The organism is Vibrio sp. B4-6 (assembly GCF_963888245.1).
GTDB lineage: Bacteria > Pseudomonadota > Gammaproteobacteria > Enterobacterales > Vibrionaceae > Vibrio > Vibrio anguillarum.
On the sequence record NZ_CAWPIM010000066.1, the window covers coordinates 145,342 to 171,041 of the forward strand.

General features: G+C 41.1%; 19 protein-coding genes and 4 pseudogenes. 7 read left to right on the plus strand and 16 right to left on the minus strand.

Annotated elements, in window-relative coordinates; translation table 11 throughout:
* Window positions 1–2: 2 nt before the first annotated feature.
* The 8 genes and pseudogenes from AACV20_RS14885 to AACV20_RS14920 all read right to left on the minus strand — a co-directional run bounded on the left by AACV20_RS14885 (window position 3) and on the right by AACV20_RS14920 (window position 10,057).
* Entirely contained in the window at window positions 3–467 is a 465-nt protein-coding gene (locus tag AACV20_RS14885; RefSeq protein WP_170895638.1) for a hypothetical protein, read from the minus strand.
* A 246-nt stretch (window positions 468–713) separates the two neighbouring features.
* Window positions 714–833: pseudogene (locus AACV20_RS14890) on the minus strand (IS630 family transposase); the annotation flags it as partial.
* A 54-nt stretch (window positions 834–887) separates the two neighbouring features.
* A pseudogene (locus AACV20_RS14895) lies at window positions 888–1,744 on the minus strand (IS5 family transposase).
* A gap of 489 nt (window positions 1,745–2,233) precedes the next feature.
* Window positions 2,234–3,523, minus strand: coding sequence for an RHS repeat-associated core domain-containing protein (locus AACV20_RS14900; protein ID WP_170895637.1), 1,290 nt, complete (start codon window positions 3,521–3,523; stop codon window positions 2,234–2,236).
* Between the two features lie 4 nt (window positions 3,524–3,527).
* Window positions 3,528–7,334 (minus strand): RHS repeat protein, encoded by a 3,807-nt coding sequence (locus tag AACV20_RS14905; protein ID WP_249929761.1) that lies wholly within the window; start codon window positions 7,332–7,334, stop codon window positions 3,528–3,530.
* 108 nt (window positions 7,335–7,442) lie between these two features.
* On the minus strand, window positions 7,443–8,594 hold the full coding sequence (locus tag AACV20_RS14910; RefSeq protein ID WP_170907560.1) for a hypothetical protein: 1,152 nt from the start codon (window positions 8,592–8,594) through the stop codon (window positions 7,443–7,445).
* 348 nt (window positions 8,595–8,942) lie between these two features.
* Window positions 8,943–9,680, minus strand: coding sequence for a scabin-related ADP-ribosyltransferase (locus AACV20_RS14915; protein ID WP_170907561.1), 738 nt, complete (start codon window positions 9,678–9,680; stop codon window positions 8,943–8,945).
* A 17-nt stretch (window positions 9,681–9,697) separates the two neighbouring features.
* Complete coding sequence (locus AACV20_RS14920) at window positions 9,698–10,057, minus strand: hypothetical protein (protein ID WP_170907562.1); 360 nt, start codon at window positions 10,055–10,057, stop codon at window positions 9,698–9,700.
* A gap of 443 nt (window positions 10,058–10,500) precedes the next feature.
* Between AACV20_RS14920 and AACV20_RS14925 the strand changes: the two are divergent.
* From AACV20_RS14925 to AACV20_RS14935, 3 genes and pseudogenes are all read left to right on the plus strand, one after another.
* Window positions 10,501–10,771, plus strand: a pseudogene (locus tag AACV20_RS14925) (transposase); the annotation flags it as partial.
* A gap of 166 nt (window positions 10,772–10,937) precedes the next feature.
* Window positions 10,938–11,541: pseudogene (locus tag AACV20_RS14930) on the plus strand (transposase); the annotation flags it as partial.
* A gap of 486 nt (window positions 11,542–12,027) precedes the next feature.
* Window positions 12,028–13,659 (plus strand): methyl-accepting chemotaxis protein, encoded by a 1,632-nt coding sequence (locus AACV20_RS14935; protein ID WP_170895634.1) that lies wholly within the window; start codon window positions 12,028–12,030, stop codon window positions 13,657–13,659.
* Between the two features lie 288 nt (window positions 13,660–13,947).
* On the opposite strand, the gene AACV20_RS14940 is transcribed toward AACV20_RS14935, so the two are convergent.
* Complete coding sequence (locus AACV20_RS14940) at window positions 13,948–14,637, minus strand: TnsA endonuclease N-terminal domain-containing protein (protein ID WP_017050323.1); 690 nt, start codon at window positions 14,635–14,637, stop codon at window positions 13,948–13,950.
* Window positions 14,638–14,762: 125 nt separating this feature from the next.
* Window positions 14,763–15,806, minus strand: coding sequence for a GMP reductase (locus tag AACV20_RS14945; RefSeq protein WP_017046019.1), 1,044 nt, complete (start codon window positions 15,804–15,806; stop codon window positions 14,763–14,765).
* Between the two features lie 565 nt (window positions 15,807–16,371).
* Here AACV20_RS14945 and AACV20_RS14950 point away from each other — a divergent pair.
* Window positions 16,372–17,373, plus strand: a complete 1,002-nt coding sequence (locus tag AACV20_RS14950; protein WP_017050322.1) for a 2-hydroxyacid dehydrogenase — start codon at window positions 16,372–16,374, stop codon at window positions 17,371–17,373.
* 75 nt (window positions 17,374–17,448) lie between these two features.
* Here the strand turns inward: AACV20_RS14950 and AACV20_RS14955 are convergent, their stop codons facing one another.
* From AACV20_RS14955 to AACV20_RS14970, 4 genes are all read right to left on the minus strand, one after another.
* Window positions 17,449–17,889 (minus strand): PAS domain-containing protein, encoded by a 441-nt coding sequence (locus AACV20_RS14955; protein ID WP_017047143.1) that lies wholly within the window; start codon window positions 17,887–17,889, stop codon window positions 17,449–17,451.
* Between the two features lie 2 nt (window positions 17,890–17,891).
* Complete coding sequence (locus tag AACV20_RS14960; RefSeq protein ID WP_013868037.1) at window positions 17,892–18,896, minus strand: response regulator; 1,005 nt, start codon at window positions 18,894–18,896, stop codon at window positions 17,892–17,894.
* A 164-nt stretch (window positions 18,897–19,060) separates the two neighbouring features.
* A complete protein-coding gene (locus AACV20_RS14965) occupies window positions 19,061–19,300 on the minus strand; it encodes a hypothetical protein (RefSeq protein WP_017050321.1) in 240 nt (79 codons plus the stop codon).
* 209 nt (window positions 19,301–19,509) lie between these two features.
* The gene (locus tag AACV20_RS14970) at window positions 19,510–19,872 is read right to left on the minus strand and encodes a hypothetical protein (protein ID WP_026028668.1); all 363 of its coding nucleotides are present in this window, start codon (window positions 19,870–19,872) and stop codon (window positions 19,510–19,512) included.
* Window positions 19,873–20,668: 796 nt separating this feature from the next.
* Between AACV20_RS14970 and AACV20_RS14975 the strand changes: the two genes are divergently transcribed.
* Both AACV20_RS14975 and AACV20_RS14980 read left to right on the plus strand, forming a co-directional pair.
* Entirely contained in the window at window positions 20,669–20,878 is a 210-nt protein-coding gene (locus AACV20_RS14975) for a cold-shock protein (RefSeq protein WP_010318975.1), read from the plus strand.
* A 71-nt stretch (window positions 20,879–20,949) separates the two neighbouring features.
* On the plus strand, window positions 20,950–21,495 hold the full coding sequence (locus AACV20_RS14980) for a YaeQ family protein (RefSeq protein WP_013868041.1): 546 nt from the start codon (window positions 20,950–20,952) through the stop codon (window positions 21,493–21,495).
* A 191-nt stretch (window positions 21,496–21,686) separates the two neighbouring features.
* Here AACV20_RS14980 and hmpA read toward each other — a convergent pair whose 3' ends face one another.
* Window positions 21,687–22,874, minus strand: coding sequence for an NO-inducible flavohemoprotein (gene hmpA / locus AACV20_RS14985; protein WP_094163977.1), 1,188 nt, complete (start codon window positions 22,872–22,874; stop codon window positions 21,687–21,689).
* A gap of 203 nt (window positions 22,875–23,077) precedes the next feature.
* Here hmpA and norR point away from each other — a divergent pair, with 203 nt between their 5' ends.
* The gene (gene norR / locus AACV20_RS14990; protein ID WP_170907563.1) at window positions 23,078–24,664 is read left to right on the plus strand and encodes a nitric oxide reductase transcriptional regulator NorR; all 1,587 of its coding nucleotides are present in this window, start codon (window positions 23,078–23,080) and stop codon (window positions 24,662–24,664) included.
* A 93-nt stretch (window positions 24,665–24,757) separates the two neighbouring features.
* On the opposite strand, the gene AACV20_RS14995 is transcribed toward norR, so the two are convergent.
* On the minus strand, window positions 24,758–25,636 hold the full coding sequence (locus tag AACV20_RS14995) for a mechanosensitive ion channel family protein (protein ID WP_170907564.1): 879 nt from the start codon (window positions 25,634–25,636) through the stop codon (window positions 24,758–24,760).
* Between the last annotated feature and the right edge of the window lie 64 nt (window positions 25,637–25,700).

A 25,700-nucleotide genomic window follows, 5' to 3' on the forward strand; every position in this document is an offset into this window, starting at 1 on the left:
TATTATAGAACAGCAGAAGCCACAAGAGTTACTTGAGCATTAACGGCTTCACCAGGCACAACATCAAGTGCCTTAGTTTGAACTAAAGTGAGATCAAACGATGCAGCATTCACAGGGCCATCAATCCAGCTTGTACCATCTAAATAAATATCCAGATTTGCTCCAGTCGCACCTGAGGTAGAATATGCAACAGTAGTGTTAGTAACTGTCCACTGTGCGGCATGCAACTCGTTAGTGTCAATCTTACGAGCCTCAAGTCTAACTTGGCTAGAAGCAAAAGTACCGTCTGCATTGACATATAACTCACCTTGCTCGACAGCACTACCATTTAGACCAGTAATTTTGATTACATCGCCTGTAGAACTGCCAGGAACTACACCAGCCCAAATTGCTGTTACTGATGGATTTGCCATAGCGTTAGATGAGATCGCAAACGCTGCGATGATAGCTGCTTTTTTAAAGTTCATTTTTGTTACCTTAATAATTAGTGTTTTGGTTCCTCTCTTTGAGGACGTGATTATTAAAACAAAACTAACCAAGGATAAAAATGAGAACTCTTCGGCAATAATCGTAATCTATTTCTGACATAGACTTCGATTGAATGACGTACTAGTAATGGTATTCATCTGAATTAAAAGAAGAAAAACTCTGCAGATAAGTACTCCCCTCTCCATATGTTTTACTGTTAAGTAAAAAGACCTAAATAACTGATCCTAATTATGCTTCACTTTTTGTAGTCCATGACCACCGCCGGGAAACGGTGAAACGTTATCCATAAAATTTCGAACCCGTTTTAATAGTTGCCACATTTCTTTGCATTGATGATTCCGAGTGGCGTTGTTGATCAAATCAGCTTGAAGAACAATAACACTATATATGACTAGCCGTTAGCTTCTGACGGGCATACCTAGTCCTATGACTTTGTTTATAGCTTTAACATTCGCCATGATTTCGCCCACTTGAGCGTTGTAACATCTCAAGCTCAGTCTACCGCTTGTTAGTCCTTTATATCGGGACATTGCAGTCTCAGATATTCAGCGATAGTGATAACCAGATTGGGCTTTCCACTCCGCTATTGTTCCATTTTTCAGAGCGGTTACTGCTCCGTTTCTGGGATGCCCATCTTCCCAAAGTGCTGCATTCTTTCGAGGCGCTATCGACGGGGTACAACCTTTCTTTTTCAAAGTCTCGTGGCAATTTTTGGTGTCATATGCTCCATCGGCAGATGCAGCAGTGACCTTTCTGCGTAGTGGGTTGAGCAACGTAGGTAGCACTTCACTATCGCCAACATTGACGAGGCTGACTTCCGCACTAATCACCTCGTGAGTATCTAATCAACAGCTAAGTGTAGTTTGCGCCATGTTCTGCGTTTATCTGCACCATGCTTTTTCACTTTCCATTCACCCTTACCAAAGACTTTGAGGCCAGTTGAGTCAATGGCAATATGGCGAATAGCCCCTCTTTACTGATACAGGTGTAGTCAGGGGACGTCAGCGGTACATCCAATAGTTCAAAGATCGAATCGATAAAGCCTTGAAGTGCAAGTAATGGCAGAGAGAAGATGCCCTTAATCATCAAAGCAGTTTCAATCGCTGTATCTGAGTACTGGAAGCCTCTACCACGCTTACCATGGTGGGTTTTGCATTGCCATGCAGTCGTCTATCCAGGACGTAACCGAACCACGCTTGCACAGAGCCTTATTGTACTCCACCCAGTTAGTTATCTTCTTTTTCGTTTTCCCCATGTCACCACCGCTCTTACCATCACAAAGGATCAGATCGCAGGACTTGGAAAAGGTTCAACTGATTTAGGCAACAACGCCCCTAGCAACTACTTTACCAGATACATAGCCGTTTCTGAGAGAAAACGCTAGTGATAACCATATCGCTGTTTCCACTGTTGATTTGAGCCATACAACTTCTGACATGCCACACCAATATTTCGCGACAGACTGTAGTGGGATAGTGAATTTGGTCACTTAGTTAGGGGTGATATCATCACCTCATAAGTAACAAAGCCGATAATGTCTCACCCTTTCCTAGCTGTGGACACGGAGTACAGAAAGTGAAGTATAATTAGGATCAACTATTTAGATCTTGATCTATCAAGAAAGCCTTTTGTTATATCTTTATCACTTTAATAATACAACCTAAAAGACACCGACTTTAGGCCGATGTCAGGTGATAACAGGATTTGTGTATTCAACCGGTCGAAGTCACCATAGATTCACTCCCTACGAGCGCATAAAACTCGTAACAGGTTCTAAATTAAAATACTCAAGCAGACAACTATCGTTACGACCGAAGCAATAAGCTTGAACATGATGCCCTTGACGAGATAAGTGAGCAGTAAACTCATGTTTATTGATGCCAGCCATATCATGTAGATACACTCGTCTACGCGGCATGTATGATGAAGAACGCGACTTGAAGACTGTATCCTCTATATAGAAATGTAACTCATCTAAATCTGGCCACCTTAACTGCCACATCCAATTTTCACCATCATCCACACCATGTGCCCCAGTGTAAATATGTACATCTGATCTAGAATTACGGCGTGCAATTTGCTGTATGGGATTCCGAGTAACATCGCCATGACTAGTCACCGTATCCGCCCCCCATAAAATCCTACGGTTATCTATATTTACCTGATGCCAGTGTTCACCGTACAACCTTCTTCTCTGATATTCTCGACTATGCAGTTTTTTGGTGTTTACTTTATCACGGCCGTAGAGACTTCTACTTCTATATGTGGCTGCTTTACTTGTATAACTCAGACTTATACCAAATGTAACTAAACCTATCACTGCCCCAATTCCTGCATTGATGCCCGCGTCTTTGGTACTGCTTCCCGCAGCCATATTTAGACCAAAGTCAACCGCACCCGACACTATTGAGTCTGCCACGGCCAAACCAGCCTGAATTCCCGTCTTCATTCCCTGAGCAGCTGCGCCAAATCCACCACTAATCGCCCCCAGAGCAGCCCCAATACCCACCTGTTTCCAATCAAACCCGGTATTGGTCACCCCTGCTCGGATGCCCTCTGCTGTTGCCGAAATTGCGGCCCCTACAGCAGCTCCGACAATCGCTCCCATTAACAGTGACATAAGAGCAAAGTGTCCGCTAGGGTCCTTAAGATTGATTGGATCACCTAAGCAATAGGCGTAGCTATTGATACCGCCTTTGCCAAAAGGACTCATGTTGTCGCAGGCATGAAACCTCATCAGTACTGGATTATAGGCTCGATAGCCTTTGCCCAGATGGTACAATCCGGTAAGTGGGTCTTTTCGCTCACCGTTAAAACCAAGGGAGTTGGCTAATAAAGGGTTGGTGGCTCCATGTGATGCTCTCCCCTCCTGCGCCGCTTGCAGCAGAGGCGAGAACAGGGGCAGAGACATACCTACACTAACAGCTAAGGCTGAGGAACCCAGTACGAATTGTCGTCTGGAAAGATTGGGTTGCTGGCCCAGTATGGTAGGGCGATAGAGTTTTGTGGGTAATTTAAATACGACTGGTTTCATCGAATTATCCTTGTCCATAAGCGGTATATTGGCGCGTGGCATAGTCGCTGGTACTTTCAGCATTTGCTGTCACGCTGGCAAGCACACTGCCTTGGGCATTGTGTATTAGCATTTGCTTCGTCTGGATATCTTCATATTGATTGTGCACAGTGCGAGAGGTTGCCGCCCCAGCAACACTGTGATAGTGGCTGCTCATACCATTGCACAATTCATTAACTAAGGCATCACCTTGGTAATAGAGATGAATTAGTGCCGTTTCATTGCGTTGACAAACTACCTCATCAATGGAGTTATAGTAGTACTCAGATATAATCTCGCCGTCTTTTGCAACTTGGGCTATTTGTCCTAGTTCATTGTAGCGATATTCGCGTCCTTGATCGTCTAGCAATAGGTTACCAGCGGTATCATAGTTAAATACCAGCTTTGGGGGATAATTAGGGTGAGTATTGGTGATAGTAAGTAATCTAACTGGACTATTTTTATCGTATATATGTTGTGCTCGATTAATACCCGGATTTCCTTCCTTATCGACTAACTCGCTGTTAACTTCAGTAATATTACCAAACAGATCATAGCTAAAGTGCTGGGCCAATATGCTATGTCCCAGTTCATCATTAGGATGATTGGGCCCATCACAGCGGTATTCTACCAAGCGATGCAGATCATCGTAAGTCATAGTCTCTATAGTAGTTTGTCCTTGCTCTTGGTGTATTTTTTCGACTATTTTTAGGTCTTGATTAAACACTTGCTCTAGGGTAAAAGCCTCGGTATCGTTGAGCAGTACACGTCTAAATCCTTCCAAGCCCAGAGCATTGAGCGTAAGCATAATTTCAACCTTATTGCTTCCGTCTCCAGTCTCAAACTTAATTGGACGACTAAAGGCGTCATAACTCAAAACTGTTTCGCTCCTCCCAGTCACCACATGTTGTATCCGCCCAAACTCATCATAATGATAAGTTGTTTCTACACCGAAAAAGTCTGTTTTACTTAAGAGCTGACCCTGTAATGAATAGCTGTAATTCGCTTTCTGCTTTGTACCATCGATATATTGCACGCTCTCGAGAATCAATTGCCCCAGACAATTATATTGGCAAGCCCGTTGAGTGTACTGATTAGCATCCTCTAATAGTTGGCCCGTGAGCTTATCATAGGTGTAATGGCTACCAGTGGTCTCTTCCTGCCCTGCGCGTTGTGTCATCACCTGTAGATAGGCATTATTCACCATGGTTATGTTATTACCCAAGGCGGTTGTTGTTTGAGTCGGCATGAGGGAATGCTGGGGATAACTGAAACGCTGCGTCCCTGCAGCACTAGATTGTTCGTGAGTGAGGCGGGCTAGGCCATCATACTCACGTCTGCCAAGCTCGATACCATTTACCTGCATCTTGGTGACTAAGGTATCTGTAGTAAAGTTGGCATAGTACATCTGTTGGGATACTAATTCACCAGCGATGGTTTTATCTATCCTTAACAGACGGTCACTCTTGTCATAGCTCATGCGAGTGACACGCCCTTTGGTATCTTCGGTGCTTAGCAGATTACCGAAGCCGTCATATGCGTATTTTGTCAGAGCCAGTGTATAGTCATCAGCATCCTGAGTTTCCTTGTATACCTCTTGGCCGCTAAGGTTGTAGCGGGTAACTGTGCTCATCAGTCCGGGTACGCGGTAGTAAGTTATGAGCTTGACTAGATCCTGCTCGATTAACTCAATTCGTCCATCGGGGTGAACAATCTTGCTGACCTCACCGTGCATATCGTATTCAAACTTTGTAGTCAAAGTTAAAGGGACACTATCGTGTAAATAATCCGTTTCATGTTGAGTGACTAGTAGACCAAAGGAATCATACTCACAGCGCTTGACTATCCTGAGAGCACTTTGTACATCACTCATTTCGAGGCGGATCAATTTACCGGCATTGTTAAAATGTTGGGTCTGCTTATTTCCTTTAGGGTCAATAGTTGTGATGCTATTATTACCTGAATTAACACTATACTTATATCGGGTAATAGCTTCATACTCAGTATTAGGCGCAAAAATATCTTGAATGACTCGTCCTAACTCATCGTAATTAGCTCTGGATACAACGCCCTCGGCATTTATTTTTTCGATTACTTGGCCATCCTGATAACGAATCGTCTCGCTGGCGCTGAGTGTCAAACCATCATGGGTGGTTAAGGTACTCGAGGTCATCAGTGTTGTGTCACCAAATTCATAGCTCAGCTCAGTAGAGCGTTGGTAGCCATTAACTTCCTGCAGTTCCTGTTTGATGCGGCCATAGTGTAGTGGTTTTTTAACGTCATTATGGTAGCTAAAATGTACTTTTTTATCTGGAAGTTGCTGTTCACTAAGCAGCACAAAATAATCGGCTTCAGCATAAGCGCTGGAACGATTCAATTTTGATAGTTTAATATAACGCTGCAGGGTTTGACGAGGCTGCTCGCTATGGGTTGTGTTGCTGGGATAATGAGTCTCACTTTTGAGTAAAGACACCATACCATTAGGCTCGGGTGGACACGCATCATTTTCACCTTTAGCTGGATAGTACTGCCACACTGTTCGCGAACCATCAGGCTCTATCTGGGATAAGGGATTCGTATACTCATCATAACTATAGGTGGTACTCTGACGACGGCTATCACTATTATGGTAATAGGTAATATGTTGGGCCTTGAGCAGACTGTATTGAGCTGGCTGCTGATCTATGCCCTTATCCAGTTCTGCGTAATAGTTATTTTCTTCCAGTTTATAGGTGGTGCCATTCTGGATATACTCAGCCTTCTCCAATAAATGATATTTGTTATAGGTTCGAACAATTTTCTGCTGTCCATTGATGATCTCAGCACTGACGAACTTGTAATCATTTTGTACCTTGAATAAGGTATCCTGTCCCTCAACCCAAGACTGGTCACTACCATAACCAAGGTAGTTTTTAGTAGAAAATGAATACTGAATAGTTAAAACATCTTGGTTATCACCTGGTATCATTCGATATTCGACCACATAGGGGCAAGTCCCTACTGGAGCGCCTAGTGGAAGTTGATGACCATAATTATTATATGTTATCTCTTCTATCATACCAGAGGCATGAGTTACTCTAGCGATCACATCATAGTGCTCACCAATAGCAACATTATACTCTATTGAAGTTTCTTGATTATCGTCAAGGAAGATAATGCGTGACAACCTTTCAATTCCGCCAAGACCATATTTTTCAAAAACTATATTCTGATAAGTGTTGCCATTAAATTGATGTGCTATTTTTGTTTTCAATTTATCGTTTCTATCTATCAGAAGCTCTCGCCCTGTATTGTCGAAAATTCGTTTCAAAACGGGATAATTCTGAGGGAAGTCGTACTGAAAATTTATATCTAGACCATGATTAGACACTACTCGTGTCAGGGTTCCCTTCTGGTAATCAATGAACTCTAGTGTACCATCCTTATGTACGACTTTTATTTCTTGCGTTGAGTTGAGATAAAAAACACGTAAATCTTTTAGTTTGCGATAGGGGATGTCGTATTCACCTTTATCTGTATTGAATTTTATTTCAAAACTTTGCCCGCTTGAAAGATATAAGTAATTTCGATCCTTATCGAAACTGCTCAACGCTATACTCCATCCTTGGCCAAAACCTATATCGAATTTATTGTGGATGCTATACCTCAAGCTCAGAGACAATGTTGACCCTGAGGTTTTGTGAGATAAAAAATTTCCTATATTTACCGATAAACTGTAATCCCCTGTACGAGGGTCAACTCCTGAAAATATATTTTCTATAAAATTAGATGCATTACTAACAATTGAATACATAAATATCTACCAGATTAAATGAAAAATTTCAGTATTGGTGTTGCGGCCTAATAGACTATTTTTAGGCCGCTGAGATAAAAGGCACGTCAGTTATAACATTGCCAAATGTTAATATACTTCATATCCTCTATCATTAGGAGATCCATCCCAAGCGCTAACACGTCTAACTTTAATCTCTCCATTATTTCCATAGATGTCGTAAAATTTGACACTCTTTGGCTCTATTCTAGTTTGTCCCGGTAGTTTGGCGTATCCACCCCTACTTCCCCAGCTTGAACCATATAAAGTTAACAAAGTAATCAAGTTATCATCGTTACCATAGTTAGAATAAACGCTTGTGGTGCCTACTGGCTCATTTATAGAGTACTTATAGTGAAAACCATGTTCTCTCTTACTCCCTTGTTTAATCGGAATTAAGTCTAACTTTGAATCTATGTATTGTGATTGGGTTTGTCCTGACATTTTGTAATATTGTGGAGTCTGAGTCGCGATTGTTGTGGAGAACCCGTATTCATTAGGAATTTTGTCGTCTACTGTTATTTTTCGCAATTGTAAACCTTGATATTTAGGTATGATATAAGTGTAGGTCATTGCATAGTTATAGCTACCCTTTCCAGCTGATATTGATTGCCAGCCAAATTTTGACTCATGAACATTAAAATCATTAATGGTGTATTTCTTTTCTTGTTGAGCAATAACATGGACATACATTCCACTAGCTGTGGTATTGTCTACACAAGTTGACTTTATACTGGGTTCATTATTTGCATTTTTTGCAGTCAATTCGACACATACTCTTGCTTCATCCATCATTGATGCAGTGACATATCTGAATACACGCTGTCGATTGTTTTCAAGTGATGGCAATAGTTTAACCTCATCGGTTATTTGTTGCACATCCTCATCGATAAGACTAAGAACGCTATCATTATTTGAATAATTAAAGTCAGCAATATCACGACTCAAAATTTTATGCTCAAATTCATTTTCACTTTCCGTTACTTTCCAGTGTTTACCTAACTCATCATCCCGCGTTCTTAACTTCACACTTTGAAAATTATAACCCTCAGCAAGTTCGAAAGTTATCTTGAGTGCGGCCTGCATCTGACCATTAGCGTAAATACCTGATTGAGCTCCGTCATTTGCTGTCCTAACCTCTAAATAATTAATACCTGCTCCTGGGGGAGCAGCAGCGAATATCATCGAAGAGAAACTGGTTGAGATTAATGTTAAAAAAACTGATTTTGGTATGAATGACATAATAGTTCTCCAATATTAGATTAAATAATTCACCATAAGTAGCCAACTCAAACTCTATTACGCTATCAACATTTCATTAAATAAAAATGATATGCATATTATTAAGCCTGGAGTTAGAACTTGTTACGAGTAATTGATGTATATGTTTAGTTTTCTCCTTACTATTATTAGAAATAGTTCATATCATTTATGCTCTGCTAAAATCAACGGAAATTAAAGATATTATTTACAACATCACACTAAACATTATTGGTATAAAAATAACAATGTTCTTTGGTTCATAAAAATCTTCCTCATGAGTTCTTATTACCGTTATTAATTAGCATGCATATTTTATTTAATCGTCAATTACAACTCATTATGAAGAAATAGACTAATCCCCAGCACTCCTCCCGCACTAAAAGACGGTGATGGTAATGCGGCCGCACCTTCAGGTTGTTCATTATTAATGTTAGTCATTGATGGACCCATATATAACATTGGCCTACTATCTATTCTCTCAGGCCTCCAATAAGTAAATGGCTCTTCGCTCGAATGAGTATCACCAGCGATATAGTTATAATTTGGTATTACAGTTGTAATAATTTCTCCATTTATTCTTTCTTGTACAGTTACGGACTCTATTAGCTCCGGAGGAATATTTATGTAAGCTGAATACTCCTGTTCTTCTGCTAACAGAGCTCTGTGAGTATCAGGGACTCTCACATGAGCAGCATCATAAACGTAATATATAGTATCCAATGCGGAATAGAAATTATGTGTTGCTCTAATTTGATATATATAAGATATATTGTCAGGTGAAACATTAAGTAAATCTGTTGCAAAGTTCATCGCAGCATCTAATCTTGATGTTGTAGGTATAAAAGCAGAGTCTCTGCTCCCCCTCCTTCCTGAAGTGCCATCAATATGAGCATTAAAGTTTATATTCGTTCCCCACGCAACAAATCCTTTTTCAAATATCATATGAGGAGGACGAGAATCTGCTCTATAAACTATCTTTACAGGCATTGCGTGTACAGATGAAACCATAAAAATTAAAAAAATATAGAAATTACTAATGATAGTTCCATATGTTATTTTCTTCATAATAAATCAACCGATATTTATTCAACGAAAAGTTCAATACCTAGCAACTCATCAACACCTTGACCAGCTGGTTTAATACATACTTTTACTTTTGCACCTGTCAAATATGCAGTTTTAGCTAGATCATAAACAAAAGGATTTCTATCATGAATAGAATAATGGTATTTTTCCGAGATAGTATTAGGAAATTTAAGTAAAACTGTTTTGCTGTAATTTGACACTAGAGAAGTGTCGACGCTATTAATCCTAACTACAGTTAATGGTTCGGCCACGTTGCCACTAATATTACCACAGGCCACATAGAAACTTACGCCTGCAAATGAAGGTAATGATAACAATGAGGCACTAATCAATATAGTGTTAATTATTTTTTTCATAGTAAATTCTCTACTCTCTATAATATGCATCTTCTTTAAAATGGTAGCTGCAACATCATTACGGATATTTGAACATTATAAATATTGTATAATGATAAGATACAACTCTGTATAACTTTAATACCAAAAAACCATTTAAACTTAAAAGTTCAATAAAAACATACCACACTAAAGTTTTAGTTTATACATCATTTATTTTTTTTCGATAAATCAAAAACAATTTAATTCGTTAATTTAATTCAAAAAAAATAACACTCATAAAAATATAACTATCAATTGAAATCAAAGAGAAAACGCCGATTTTCGATCAATTATCAATAGACTCAGTCACTTATACTTAAATGCTGTTTTTCTTAAAAAAAAGAATAAACAATTAATTCATTAAGATAAAACAAGAATTTTCCTACAAACCCATAAGAAAAAACAGACAAACCTAAGCTACTTTGTTGCTTAATTCAGAGATATACTGGAAACAGTACAATAAAGCCTTAATCAACCGCGGCCCTCTCTCCTTCTGGGTTGATGAAGCAATAAAAGACTGGGGACAAAGCAAACAAAATCAGCGTGACAGACCGCGTTGATGATGAAACGTATATTCGCAATGCCGTTAAGAACTCTGCAAGGATTCATTAACTCGATATTTATCCTTGCCCGTGCAGTGTTGCAGTGTTGCAGTGTTGCAGTGTTGCAGTGTTGCAGTGTTCACATTACACCTGGGCTTTGTTGCGTAAAAGAATTATCCACTTTCATTGTCGGTTAGTTAGCATTGTAAATGCTCACTGAAGCCTTATGGCTTCGTCGATGAACAAAATGGAGTCAGAACTTTATTCTAAAATTAGGTGCCGATTCTTAGTGAAATCACTATTACGTAACAAGGTCTTACACCTGTATCAGTCGCCGTGCTAAACAGGTTGAAATCTCACACTTTTGGTGTAATAAGACACATAACCATTGATGCAACGGGACTCAAGGTTTACGGCGAAGGCGAATGGAAAGTCAAAAAACATGGTACGTATGGTAAACGTAAAGTCGGGCGAAAACTCCATATTACCGCTAATACAGACATCCACGAAATCATCGCGGCAGAGCGTTACTGATGCTAAAGTACTACCAACCTTGCTCAAGAAAACCCTCAGAAGGGTCGTTGAGATATAAGCGAGGGGCTTACGATATCAAAAATTGTTACGATGCTATCCGTATTCCTCCAAAAGACGGAGCGGCATTCTAGAGAGAGGTCATCCCTGAAATATTGGGTTGGGTTGGCATGCAAGAAGTTGTTCGGCTCAAATAAAGATTGGAAACAACGGTATAGCTATCACAAGCGCTACCTCTCTCAGAAACGTATGCATCGGGTGCAGCAGTGACTAGATGGGAAACTTAATCTGAGGGACTACAACGCTCAAGTTGGCGAGGCTTACGCCATGATCAAGGTGTTAAACAAGCTTACTGGGTTAGGTATGGCTGAAACTTGTCGCATTGACTAAGAAATATACAAGACGGCGCACTCTATCTTTAAACTGAATTACGCAATGAAAGTCTGTCCATTCTGGCTAGAACAGATCACGTGAGTTTGTTATAAAATATTGGTAATAACTTAACCTCTTAATTGTGAAAGGGGTATCGTATTATCGAAGCGTTTAATTGGGTGTTATCAATAGATTTCATGAATTTATCATACAAAGCCATTTTTCTCCTACATAAAAATGTAGAATCGAGATTCGAAACAACAAGTAATATTTCATAATTTCTTCATGCGTTCATTTAAAACCAATGGTAGGTAATCGCTATTAATTTTATTGTGAAAACTTTAAATCATAAACATAAAATCCTTGTTATATAAATGATTTTATATTTCATAAGATTTTATGATTTTTTACCTGAAGGATTTGTATAGTAAGATTTACATTAATTCACCTTTTAAACCCCTTTAGTTTACTTGAAAACCATCTCCATTTTATAGGGCAACATGTATGCAATTTTCATTAAAAAATTTTTCTATTCGGGTGCAGATTATGCTTCCAGTTTTAGTAGCCACATTAGCTTTAACAGTCAGTTTGTGGATCATAAAAAATGATCTGGAAAGTGTACGAGAAAACGCTTCAGTCATGAGGATTTTATATCAAAATCAATCAGATGCGCTATCCGTTAATATTGTCGATGACATTAACGATATGCGTCTTCATGTTGCTGATTCTATAATCTCTCCAGCCATTCGAAAAGATCTCATGGCTAAATTAATGCAAAGGCAAAAAGACATCAGTACTCATTTAAACATATTACAGCAAGATGATTATTACCAAAGCGATGTACCTCATATTCTTAATCTTGTTGATGAGTTTTTAAATCGTTCAAAACAAATGCTCACATTTTTAGGACAGTATGAGGAAGGAACCGTTTCTGAGAGTGAATTTGTTGCGAAGAATACTTCGTTTCGAGCTCAGGCAATAGATTTACTCGCGACAGTTGTCAATGTCAGTAATAGAGCAAAGGAGCGTGAAGCAAGAGCCTATGCTGAGATTAAGGCGTACGAACGCTACGAAATGAATGTCGCTATGACTATTGTCTTATCTGTGCTTGGAATATCGTTGATGATTGCTTGGGTGCTTTCAAAAATGATTGTTGCCCCCATTCAGCATATTCAAGGGGTGATGCGTGAGTTGGCACAGGGGAATTTAACAGTCCGGGCAATGGTTGAGGGGAAAAACGAAATTTCAATTCTCAGTCAGGATGTTAATACAACGGCTTCCCAGCTACATACCATGGTTGATCATTTGAATCGAATCAGTGAAGAAGTTGCATCAGCGTCAACGGAATTGGCAGCGGTGATGGCTCAAGCGGAATCAAATGCGCAGCAAGAACTGTCTGAAGTTGAACAAGTGGCTTCTGCAGTGAATGAGTTGTCGAGTGCGGCAGATAATGTTAGTGCTAATGCCTCCGTTGCTGATTCGACGGCTCGTATGGCTGATGAACTAGCCAAATCTGGTTTGGCGATCTCTCAAGAGAGTGTTCAAGCGAGTGTAAAAATGTCGGAGGCATTAAATCATGCGGCAAATTTAGTACAGCGTTTGAAAGAGCAATCAGAGAAAATTAATGATGTTGTTGAAGTGATTCGTAATGTCTCTGAACAAACCAATTTATTAGCGTTGAATGCAGCGATTGAAGCCGCTCGCGCCGGTGAAACGGGTCGTGGCTTTGCCGTGGTAGCCGATGAAGTACGAATGCTCGCTGGACGCACAGAAAGTTCAACTAAGGAAATTGGTTTGATTATTGAGGATTTACAAAACCAATCCGTTCTAGCAAATGACAGTATGCAAACTACGATTGAGATATTGGCTCATAATAGTGAACTGTCCCAGCGTGTGAGTGATGCATTGGTTGGTATCTCAGAATCAGTTTCGGATATTAATGATTCTAATACTCAGGTTGCTACTGCTGCAGAGCAGCAGTCACAAGTGACACAAGATATTAATCGTAACGTAGTTAACATTTCTGAGCTTGTGCATCAGAATGTAACTGGTATTAGCCAGAGTGCCAGCGCGAGTGCTGAACTTTCGCAACTCGCTGAGAAGCAAAAAGCACAACTTGCTTTCTTTAAATTGTAAATTGCTAGTTTTGTATGCTTTGTTGCCTAATTAGTACTATTAAAGAATAGTGTCCTAAATAAAAAGGTTTTACTCAAATTGAAATTGTACTAATTCAGACCTGATCTGACAGTTACCCACTTTTCGACTCGGTGCCTGTCAGATTATATCTGGGCTAGATTCTTAGGAGGGCTGCACTTGGTAACAGGTGTCGCCTATCCGACATCGTTGTCATCAACAACCCTATCATTCGGCTCAAGTTTTTCTTGCTGAAATGCTGACTTCCGATGAAAACTCGAAAATGATTTATTAGGCATAACAACCCAATTCAAATTCAGACTCGAGTGACAGAGGCGTCTCTAAGCTTGTTTGGAGTAAGTTTCGTGAGAGCAAATCACACAGGAACGGTAATATTTTTCTTCCATTTAGGCCAAGATGGTGTCCTAAACTTTTTGCGGTTTGGGTACCATTCAATTTGAAGGTGGCAAGGAGAGTTTGATGAAAGTGATTCAAGTTATCTCTTGAAGCATATCGATGCAAAAGCTTAAGGTTGCTAAATATGACCTCATCCAGTATTTCTTCCTCTGTAACCAACTCTAACTCCAAACCTAACTCAAACGCACCTTTAACTTTTGCTTCCCATTCACATTGAAATTCCTCTTTTGAGCTTTCCATATCGGACTTTACTTCGTACAACTTAAATTCACCGGTATCAAATTGAACTAGAAAGTCTGGAACATAGGTATGGGTCTTACCATTGAGACAGTATGAAAATCTTATCGGCTGGGAACAAAAGCGTACGATACTAGGCTCAAAATCAAAATGATAACAAGCAGCACATTCTAAAAAAGATTCTACTGTAACTCTTTTTCGCATCTTAGCGCTGACGTAACGGTGTATGTTTTTCCCACGTGGCTTAGTTAAGTTTCGAGCAGGAGTAACAAATGCACTTTCAAGTGCAATCAGGGTGGCAATAGAAGGGGAAGGTAGAGCAGACATAATATTGCCTCTTCACGATTTTGTCGTAAACTTACCTAAGTCTAGACTATGAAGAGGCAATATCAAATTATGGTTGTAAATATCACTTTATGGTTGTTTCAACAATGGTTGTTAAAACTATTGATTTACTCGCGGCCAAACACGTTATTTTCTTGCTCTTGTACGCGGATAAATGTAGTGCGCTTAGTTAGCTCTTTTAACTTAGCTGCACCGACATAAGTACAAGTTGAACGCACACCACCAAGAATGTCAGAGATGGTGTCGTGAACGCTGCCACGGAAAGGTAGCAATACGGTTTTGCCTTCCGCTGCGCGGTATTTTGCAACGCCGCCAGAGTGCTTCGCCATTGCAGACTGTGACGACATGCCGTAGAACTTCATGTAGCTCACGCCATCTTTTTCAAACACTTCGCCGCCAGATTCTTCATGGCCTGCAAGCATGCCACCAAGCATGACAAAATCAGCGCCACCACCAAAGGCTTTAGAAACGTCACCTGCGCATGTGCAGCCACCATCACCAATGATACACCCGCCTAATCCGTGCGCCGCATCGGCACATTCAATAATGGCTGAAAGCTGAGGATAACCAACACCTGTTTTCACGCGCGTGGTGCAAACCGAACCTGGGCCGATACCAACTTTTACGATATCCGCACCCGCAAGGATGAGCTCTTCACACATGTCACCGGTGACAACGTTACCTGCCGAGATCACTTTATCTGGAAATTGTGCACGCACGCGTTGTACGTAATCGACCAAGTGCTCAGAGTAGCCGTTAGCAATATCAACACAGATGAAAATCAGATCGTCACTAAGCGCCATGATGTCTTTGGTTTTTTGAAAATCAGCATCAGATGTACCAGTAGAAACCATCACATGCTTAAGTGTTGATGTATCGGCGTTTTTAACAAACTCAGCCCAATCAGCTACTGAGTAATGTTTATGAACCGCTGTCATTACATCATGTTCAGCAAGTGACTTCGCCATAGCAAAACTGCCTACCGAGTCCATATTCGCCGCAATAACAGGCACGCCGGACCATTGACGCCCACTATGCTTGAATGTAAAATCGCGGGTTAAATTTACTTGAGAACGGCTTTTTAGTGTTGAACGCTTAGGGCGAAACAGGACATCTTTAAAACCTAACTTAAGTTCTTGTTCGATACGCATTATGTAATTCCTTGATTAATTGACCATTTGTGTCTCTTTTGCAGAGTGCGTAGTACCTTCGTTGGCAGACGTCAGTACATTTTGGACACAAAAAAACCGGAGCGTTGGCAGACGCTCCGGTTTTCAGCATTATAGGCCCGGATTTCTTATCGGCAAGTCTGATATTTGCATTTTTTTTGTGGTACTATCTCGAAACTTTCATATCCGACACTTCTCAAGTTCATCTCTCTCAAATACTCATCGTATAAATTTTTATTTTTCAATACGTTATTAAAGAACGCATCATTTTAGCGAAAGCTTTCATACAATAAGCAAACGTTACCTTGTTCAGCATTGCGCCGAAAATGTGATAAAAATCACACTCACAGAAGATGTGACTCAGACATTTCTATCGGCGATTTTTACAGATTGTGGTGAATTTTTATCATTAATCCGTCCGTTTTCGATTTTAGTGACATCCCCCCGCAACTCCTACCATCCCAAAGACATAGTTATTTTGTGGTTTATTTTCTGTGATATTAGGCGTATTTATAGTGAAAATTATAAGTCTAATTAGGAAGAGAACATGATCAACATTGCATTTTTCAGCGCAAAATCTTATGACGCGAGTTCTTTCTCAGAGGTCAGTGATACAAAGATCTTCTCGCTGCACTTTCACGATTTTCGACTCACCCCAGCCACAGCTAAAATGGCCCAAGGATGCACTGTGGTGTGTGCCTTTGTGAATGACGACTTAAGTCGCCCAGTATTGAGCCAATTGTATGAAAATGGGACGAGGCTTATCGCAATGCGCTGTGCTGGATTTGATAAAGTCGATCTCGATGCCGCAAAAGAGCTGGGTATTCAAGTGGTGCGAGTGCCCGCATATTCACCAGAATCGGTGGCAGAGCACACGGTAGGAATGATGATGTGTTTGAATCGCCGCTTTCACAAGGCGTACCAACGTACCCGAGACGCTAACTTCTCATTAGAGGGGTTGGTCGGGTTTAACTTCTTCGGTAAAACCGCGGGAGTTGTTGGCACAGGAAAAATTGGTATTGCCACAATGCGCATTTTGAAAGGGTTGGGAATGAAGGTACTGTGCTTCGACCCTTATCAGAACTCTCTGGCGATTGAACTCGGTGCAACTTACTGCAGCCTTGAGGAAATCTACCAACAAAGTGATGTGATTACGCTTCACTGCCCAATGTCTCCAGAGAACTACCATTTACTCAACAGCCACGCATTTTCCCAAATGAAAGATGGCGTGATGATTGTAAACACCAGCCGAGGTGAATTACTCGATTCAGTTGCAGCAATTGAAGCACTGAAACAAGGTCGTATCGGCGCTCTTGGTTTAGATGTTTACGACAATGAAAAGGATCTTTTCTTTCAAGATAAGTCGAATGATGTGATTGTCGATGATGTATTCAGACGCCTATCGGCTTGCCACAATGTACTATTTACGGGACATCAAGCCTTTTTGACTGAAGATGCACTACACAATATCGCTCAGACAACTTTGGATAACATTCGTTCCTTTGCAAACAATCAACGTTGCGGAAATGAGCTTATAACGCTTGATTAATTAAACCCATCACTAATATGAAGCCTCCTTGATGAAACACCAAAAGGAGGCTTCGAAATCATTAACACCCTGATTCTATGAACGTATTTGTAAAGAGGCTAACGCTTCAGATGTAGCATCCTGTATTGATAAAAACAATGAATTAATTTTACCCGTCGTGGTTCGCATCGGGTTTAAAGTAATGCTTTGGTACATATAATCAGCTTGCTGAGTGACAGGGCGAACATTACGACATTTGAAGAGATATGGGCGCTGCTGCCAAGTAATAAAACTACGACAACCTAAGTCATACACAGGTTTAGTTTTGAGCTTAAACCACTCTTGGGGGATCTCAGGAAACAGTTCAAAAATGGTTTTACCAATCGCATCGTGCCCTTGAATACCACTGTGATGTGTCATGAATCCATTCCACACTTGCACTTCGTAATCACGATTAATCACGATCAGCCCCATATCGACATTCTGCACCATATCCACCATCCAGTGGAACTGTTCAAATTCTGCAGGGAGATTCATCGTTAAAAATCCTCCATCAAGTACGCTAATTTACTGTCTAGCAACGGAAGAGACTCATCGACAAACATAAAGAGCAAGTCACAGCGGATCGTCGTTTGATCAATGTTGTAGCTCACTTCAAACGTCATCGTTTTTTTAAATGATCCAGCGGTTGAATTGATCACAGAGTCAATGGAGATGTGTTGCCCAAGCAATACTGGAGAGCTTTGAAAAAAACGCACCTCCGATTGCTCGCCTAATCCATTCAGAAAAGAACCAACTAATATGTTTGATACATCCATTAACAGTTCTAATTCTTCAAGCTCTTCACTGTCTGCTGGCACTTTCATTAATTTTTTCAGATCAGAAACACTGGAATCACTCAAGAGCACCAGTGCTTCACCTGCAATGCCTTCACCGCTAAAGCCTTGACATACACCAGAAACTTGATCATTTTCCGCCAAGTCACGAAGTGCCATATGTAGCTCACTCACTTCAAAAATATTGACGTTTGGTAGCGGTAAATGAACAAATACATCAAAGTGTCGCGCCAGAGCATCAGCTGCTCGACCAATCGAAACGTTCGCAACTTCCATATAGATGTCACGACGTTTCAAGATAGGTAGTTCAACAGAGATAGGCGTAACGATACGAGGCTGTGTTGGCGGTTCGACTAACTCTCGTAGTACGCTATTTAACACGTCCTTATCAATCGGCTTTTGAATAAAAGCACGCGCCCCTAACGCCAATACTCGGTCTTTCGCTTTCGGCTGTATATCACCAGAAACAACAACAACAGGCGTTGTCATCCCTCTGCGTTGCATCTCTTCTAGCGTTCCGTAGCCGTCCAGTTCAGGCATAGTTAAATCGAGGAACATTAATTTAAAATCATGCTCTTCAAGATTTTTGATGCCATCTAAACCATGGACTGCGAAAGTAATATCGGCGTTTAGAGAGGCGGGAAGTGAACGAGCCATCTGCTTCCGAGCCAGTGCAGAGTCATCACAGATGAGTACGGGGAAAGACATGTAATCACCTTCTATTTATTAATTCGATAAATAGAGTGTATACCTAAACCTCGCGTAGATGCGAGTTGCGCAAAAAATTAATTAAAAAGTTTTAGGGGTTATAAAAGGCTACACACTCAAGCGAAACATCGGTTAGCAAACAACAATGCTCGCTCATTTCAACCTCATAGTGAGGGCCAGAAGGTCAGTACAGCAATCCGCAACACAATAGCGGTAACAATGAATACCACTCCCAAGCGGTACCACTTATATTCCTCAATTGACATGGGAATGCGACGATAAAACATCGTGATGACACCTTTCCAGTCATGGCTACGTTTACCATACCGCACAATACTCGTCAGAATAAAAATGATGCCCAGTATTAAGATAACTTTCTCTGCCCAAAATAATCCAATGCCCATAGTACTTCCTTGTTCAGGAGATAAATAATCATAGCCAACAGTGTATATCGAAAAGATGAGCGCCACTCTTGGACAAAAGTCTAAAGTGCAAAAGCACCAAAAGGGCCCAGTGAGGAAGCCCTTTTGCATTAACAGAAATAATTGAGTTCACTATCACATTAATCATCTTGCGCGTAAGTTACGCATAAAGACGCTATGCATTAAGTGCGCTACGCGTGATGCGCCGTTGTTTTAGAGATTGCAGAGGTTAATTTATCTCGATAACTGAACCAGAGGTATGTCACGACAATAGAGAAGAAGAGATACGACAAAGCAAAGATAAAAGGCGATGTGATCAATTGCGCCGATATTCCCCACGCAACACCGATAATGGTCACTGTCAATTTAGCAAGAAGCCCACAGATGAGAAGAAAAAGGGCAAACTCCGGCACTTTAGTACTTCGAAACGCAAACCAGTAACAGCTGCCTACTGCGAGTGACGCGATGTAAAGCCCAAACAAAAATGAATGAAAGTGATCAGCAGAGGCCACACCCGCCGAGACAGACGCCATTAAAATCAGTATTAGTTTCATGTTGTAAACCTCTCTTTTTATGAGAAAGTATCCATTCATTTTCGAAAACTCAGTTTACATACATTTTCCTCCATTAAATAAGAATTTCAAGTTCAAAAAATAAGCAATTTTTCCTTATTGGCTTAGAATAAAACAATTGTTAATCAGTGGTTAACAACAGAAAACCCAAAAATTAGATGGGACATAGCATTACCCAAAAAAACACTTCAAAATGGAACTAATTGTAACAATTATTTAACCGAGTAAATATTTCATTGAAAGTACAAATTTGTGATGTGTACAGCGCAACGTTCCGAGTTGTCGCCAAAACAACTTAAAGATGCTATTTGATAGGGGAAAATTGCCTCAGTTTTGAGGAGAATCATTCAGCCAAAAAAGAGAGCCATTAAATAGGAAAGTAAACCTAACCCTTCTCCTCACTCAATGAACGTTAGCCAGTAATAAACGGCTTCAACCATCGAACTCATCTGACCACTAAATCTGGCTAAAACTTCAACTATGTCAATGGGTAATAGAATAGTAATGTTAATTTCAAGCCTCATCATAAGAAAATGCAACATAGAGCATAAAACCTAACAATTTTAAGAAAGTTTTTCGAGTTTTATCGAGTTATGATTGACAAGATAAAAGTTTGAACTAGACTTTGCACTAGCTAGAAAGCAGTTCTTTGTATACACATACGTCTCGTTGGATTACTTGTAACTCCCCCGTCGTGTCGTACGCAATAGCAATCTACTTTTCCACGCTATCCGCGCCGTATTCGGCTGTAAAATTTTTTTTGATTTTGGGTATAAAAATGGCTAACACAGTTACTGGTACAGTAAAATGGTTCAACGAAACTAAAGGTTTCGGTTTCATTCAACAAGAAAACGGTCCAGACGTATTCGCACACTTCAGCCAAATTAAAGGTGACGGTTTCCGCACTCTTGCTGAAGGTCAAAAGGTAGAGTTTGAAGTAGCTCAAGGTCAAAAAGGCCCTCAAGCTGAAAACATCCGCCTAGTATAATTTTTTACTAAGTATTCTAATAGCCAGCAATTTGCTGGCTATTTTCGTTTTTACCTCTTGGCATTCTTCCAATGGCTCTTAAACCGACAATCTATAAGTTCCGTATTGCGCTGACGGATACTAATCGCGATCATTATGACTCTTTAAATCTCACCATTGCTCAGCATCCTTCAGAAAGCAACGAACGAATGATGGCGCGCATTTTGGCGTTTTGTCTTAATGCTTCACCCGAGCTAACATTTACTAGAGGACTTTCTTCCATTGAAGAACCTGATCTCTGGCTAAAATCATTAGATGACCAAATTCAGCTCTGGATTGAAGTCGGCGAACCCGATGCTGATCGCATTAAAAAAGCCACACGGCTTGCAAAACAGGTGAAAGTCTACAGCTTTAACACGAAATCACAGGTTTGGTGGGAACAAAATAAGGGAAAGTTCTCTCACCTCAATGTCGATCTATTTCGCTTTGATGCTGCAGCGATTGAAAAACTCTCTACTTCCTTGAACCGAGGTATGGATATTTCAGTGATGATTAGTGGCTCTTCTATTTTTATTGATAGCGATAGCCATTCCGATGAAATTACTTGGCAAGCACTACAAATAAAAAGTGAGCATTAATTCCCAGCCCACTTTTCAGTATCTATACCCAAACAACTTGAAGTTGCAGGTAGACGGCAAGTGAGCTCATCCCCATGAGCATAGATAAACTATGTGATTGGGGTAAGCGAACGTAACCAACACCGCTGCAGCTTTAAATGGGAAGGGTATAGGCCCTTAAAAGAGCCTAGATTTAGATAGAGCTTTATACTTTATAAATAGGCGTGTGGACCAAAGACTTCGTAATGGATACGCTCTCTTGCTACGCCAAGCAATTCAAGCTGTTCAACAATGAACTGCATAAAACCAACGGGGCCACAGATATAAAAATCCCCCTGTGTTAGCGGCAGTTGCTCACAAACTTCATGCAAGATCATAGAACCTTGCTTGGCTGGTGTTTGCTCACTTTCCAGATACCAGACCACTTGCTGCCATGATGGATGCACCGCCATTAATGTCGCGGTTTCATCAATAAAGGAGTGTTGTGATAAATTGTTGCAAGCATGCAGATACGTCACCTCTTTTTTTCCTACTGACGCAAGCTGTTGAAGTATGGCTTGCATCGGTGTTGCCCCGACACCTGCAGAGATAAGTACAACGGGAGCGAGCTTCTCAACATAGAAAAAATCACCCGCTGGCGCATAAAGTTTCACTCGACTGCCTTTTTCAACGTAATCATGTAAATAGTTAGAGACTGTCCCAGGATGTCCAGTATCCACGCCTTCACGCTTCACAGAAATGCGGTAGTTTTTTCCATTGGGTTTTTGTGACAAGGAATATTGACGAATTTCACTGTATGACGCACCTTCCGGCTTAAGTTCAATCCCAATATACTGACCAACCTGATAATCTAATACTGCTTTGCCATCAGCAGGCTCAAAGATAAAGCTAGTGACGAATTCAGACTCTTTCACTTTATCTTGCAACACAAACTCACGCGCATTCTCCCAACCACCGATCGCCTGCTTACGCTGTAAATACAACTCCCCTTCTCTATCAATAAAGACTTGCGCTAAAAAGAGATAAGCCGCCGTCCATGCTGCTTCAACGTCAGGAGTAAAGGCATCGGCAGCAAGCTCTCGCAACGTTTCAATAAGGTGATGACCGACGATTTGATAGTGCTCTGGCTGAATGTTAAAGCTGGTGTGCTTTTGGGCAATACGTTCCACTGCACTGGTTAATGCGGCGAGATTTTCAATATTTTTCGCATACGCGGCAATCGCCTCAAACAGTGCAACGCCCTGGCGGCCAGTATGTTGATGGGTCATATTAAAAATATCTTTTAGCTCAGGATTGTGGGTAAACATTCTCTGATAGAAATGAGCCGTAAGCGCTGGTCCAGCAGATTCAAGCAAAGGAATGGTACTTTTGACAATGGCGATGTGTTGATTATTGAGCATATTAAGCTTTCTCCTCAGATTTTATAAATGGCGAATTAGATTCGCTCTGATACTGAAGCTTGTATAGCACAAAGCATACCAACATTAATCTATTGATTTTTAAATAAAAAATAAAAAACCATTAAATAATCAGGTCAAAATAACACTTCAAAAAATGTCATTATGACACTACAATATCCAAAAACATCACCAGAGTGCTTACCATGCAAGATTTTTCCATCTCTACCTTGATTGAAATGACCATAGGACTCGCAAGTGGTTTGAATGATCAAGATAGGTTCAATCGCCTGCTTGATGCGATTCGTAAAACCATTCAATGCGACTGTGTGATGCTGCTTTCACGCCAAGGTGATTTGTTAATCCCCCTTGCGATGCAAGGCTTGACTCGCGATACCTTAGGCCGACGTTTTTTAATTGATGAACATCCCCGCTTTCGTGAGATTTGCCACGCTGATGGGCCGGTTATTTTCGATGCGAATTCATCACTACCCGATCCTTTCGATGGTTTATTAATGGATCATGATGGCGACCTTCCCATGCACTCTTGCATGGGCCTACCCCTTTTATTTGGTGATAAACTGCTCGGTATATTGACGCTTGATAGCCTTAATCCCAACATGTTTGAGCATATTCCCAAACGCAGCCTAGAAGCGTTGTCGGCAATCGCGGCCTCTACCTTGAAAATGGCACTGACCTTTTCTCAACTTGAAGCACAGGCCAAACAATCCCAGCAACGCTTAGAAGAGCTGAATGAAGAAGCATGGGACAGAGAAGGTGGAGAGATCATCGGTTCAAGTGCGTCGATGCTGGCCATGAAAGCCGATTTGGAAGTGGTCGCCCCTTCTAATTTCAACATTTTAATCCATGGTGAAACGGGTGTCGGTAAAGAGCTGGTCGCACGAACACTGCACCAACTATCAGCGCGTAAACGCCAACCACTTATTTATGTCAACTGCGCCGCAATTCCAGAAAACTTGGTCGAAAGTGAGCTATTTGGCCATGTCAAAGGAGCCTTTACTGGAGCAGAACGGCATCGCTTAGGCAAGTTTGCATTAGCCGACGGTGGAACCTTATTTCTCGATGAAATCGGTGAACTGCCACTGGCTGCCCAAAGCAAGATTTTACGTGCATTGCAGAACAATGAAATTCAGCCCGTAGGACAAGATCATGTCCAAACTATTGATGTACGAATATTGGCAGCGACAAATCGAGATTTAAAGCAAGAGGTGGAAGCGGGAAGATTCCGAGCCGATCTTTACCATCGACTCAGCGTATACCCTGTTCATATCCCTCCGCTAAGAGAGCGAAATGGTGACGTTACCTTGTTGGCAGGTTATTTTTTAGAGCAAGCACGTCGCAAGCTCGGCATCACACAGCTCAAAATCGATCCCAACGCACTGGCTGGGTTACTCAACTACTCATGGCCCGGTAATGTTCGCGAATTAGAACACGTGATCAACCGCGCAGCGCTGAAAGCACGAGCCAGACAAGGCTTACAAGCGTTGATCACAGTCAACAGCTACGACATAGGTGAGTTAGATTTCAGCCTACCTCTGGTTAACACGCAAAGTACGTTGAGCGACAAAGAGGTCACAGCGAAGGTGTGGCAACGTGGACTGCGAGAAGCAACGGATGAATATCAGCGTAAATTGATCAGTGAAGCATTGACCCAATCCGATTTTAATTGGGCAAAAGCGGGAAGATTATTGCAAGTGGATCGCGCGAATCTCACTCGGCTTTCAAAACGCTTGGGGATTTCGGTGAAAAAAACACACGCAATTGAGCGTTAATCTCACTTTCATCACTAATATATCTTTTCTCACCCAAACAGTAATTGCAGGTAAGACGCTCACCATACTGTGTGAGCGCTCATTATTCGGCAGTTAGCTACCCACTTCACTCGGCAACACTTCTGTTGCAACTAAAGCACGTGGAAATGCGTTTTCATATGCTTGCATAAAGTCTTGGCGGATCAGTTGCTCTAAATGGTTGGCCCGCTCTGTTGGGCAAAAAATCATGAAATGCACGATCTGTTCTCCTGCGGCTGCGCTGCTGATCTGAATGTGCGGCTCAGCACTGGGCAAATCTACACCCGCATGTTTTTCAATCATGCTGTTATAGCGCCTTGCAACATCAATAAAGTGGGCAAAGTGGCTCTCAATCTTTTCATGCATAATCGGTAATAAAGGATACAAATTTACAAATTCAGGCACTACTATCGAAAAGTTATGAAACACATAACGCTTCATAAAATTAAGGTTTTTTACCGGAAACGAGAAGAACATACTGTTTGGCAAGGTCGCGGTTTTTCCAGTGTAGTGGTATTGACCATGATTCAAGTCGATTTCTTGGATCACGGTTGCCATCAAGTTGTGTTCGATCACTTCACCGCTCAGTTTTCCGACTTCAATCCAATCCCCGATACGAAATGAGCGAGAGCTCGCTCGCTGAATTGAACCCGTAAAACACAAGATGATCTCTTTTGATGCAACTACGATGGCGACTGCTATCGCAGTCACTGACAGTGCAAATTCGCTGATCTCTGATTGCCACAATACGAAGAGGATGACCAAAGTAAACGCAAAGGTGCCATTCTTGGTGCGTGACATCCATTTACGCTGCTTTTCGGTAATCAGTGCGACATCGCCACGAATTTGAGAAAGCACAACTCGCCGCGTCAAAATAATCAACGTCATGATTAAAATACTAAACACCAATTTATGAGTGATAAGAAAGTCCCACACCGCGACCACTTTCTCCATATCAATCCCCTTCTTTTATTTTTATGCATAATGAGCAGCAACACATCTAAGCCACTAGAGAGCA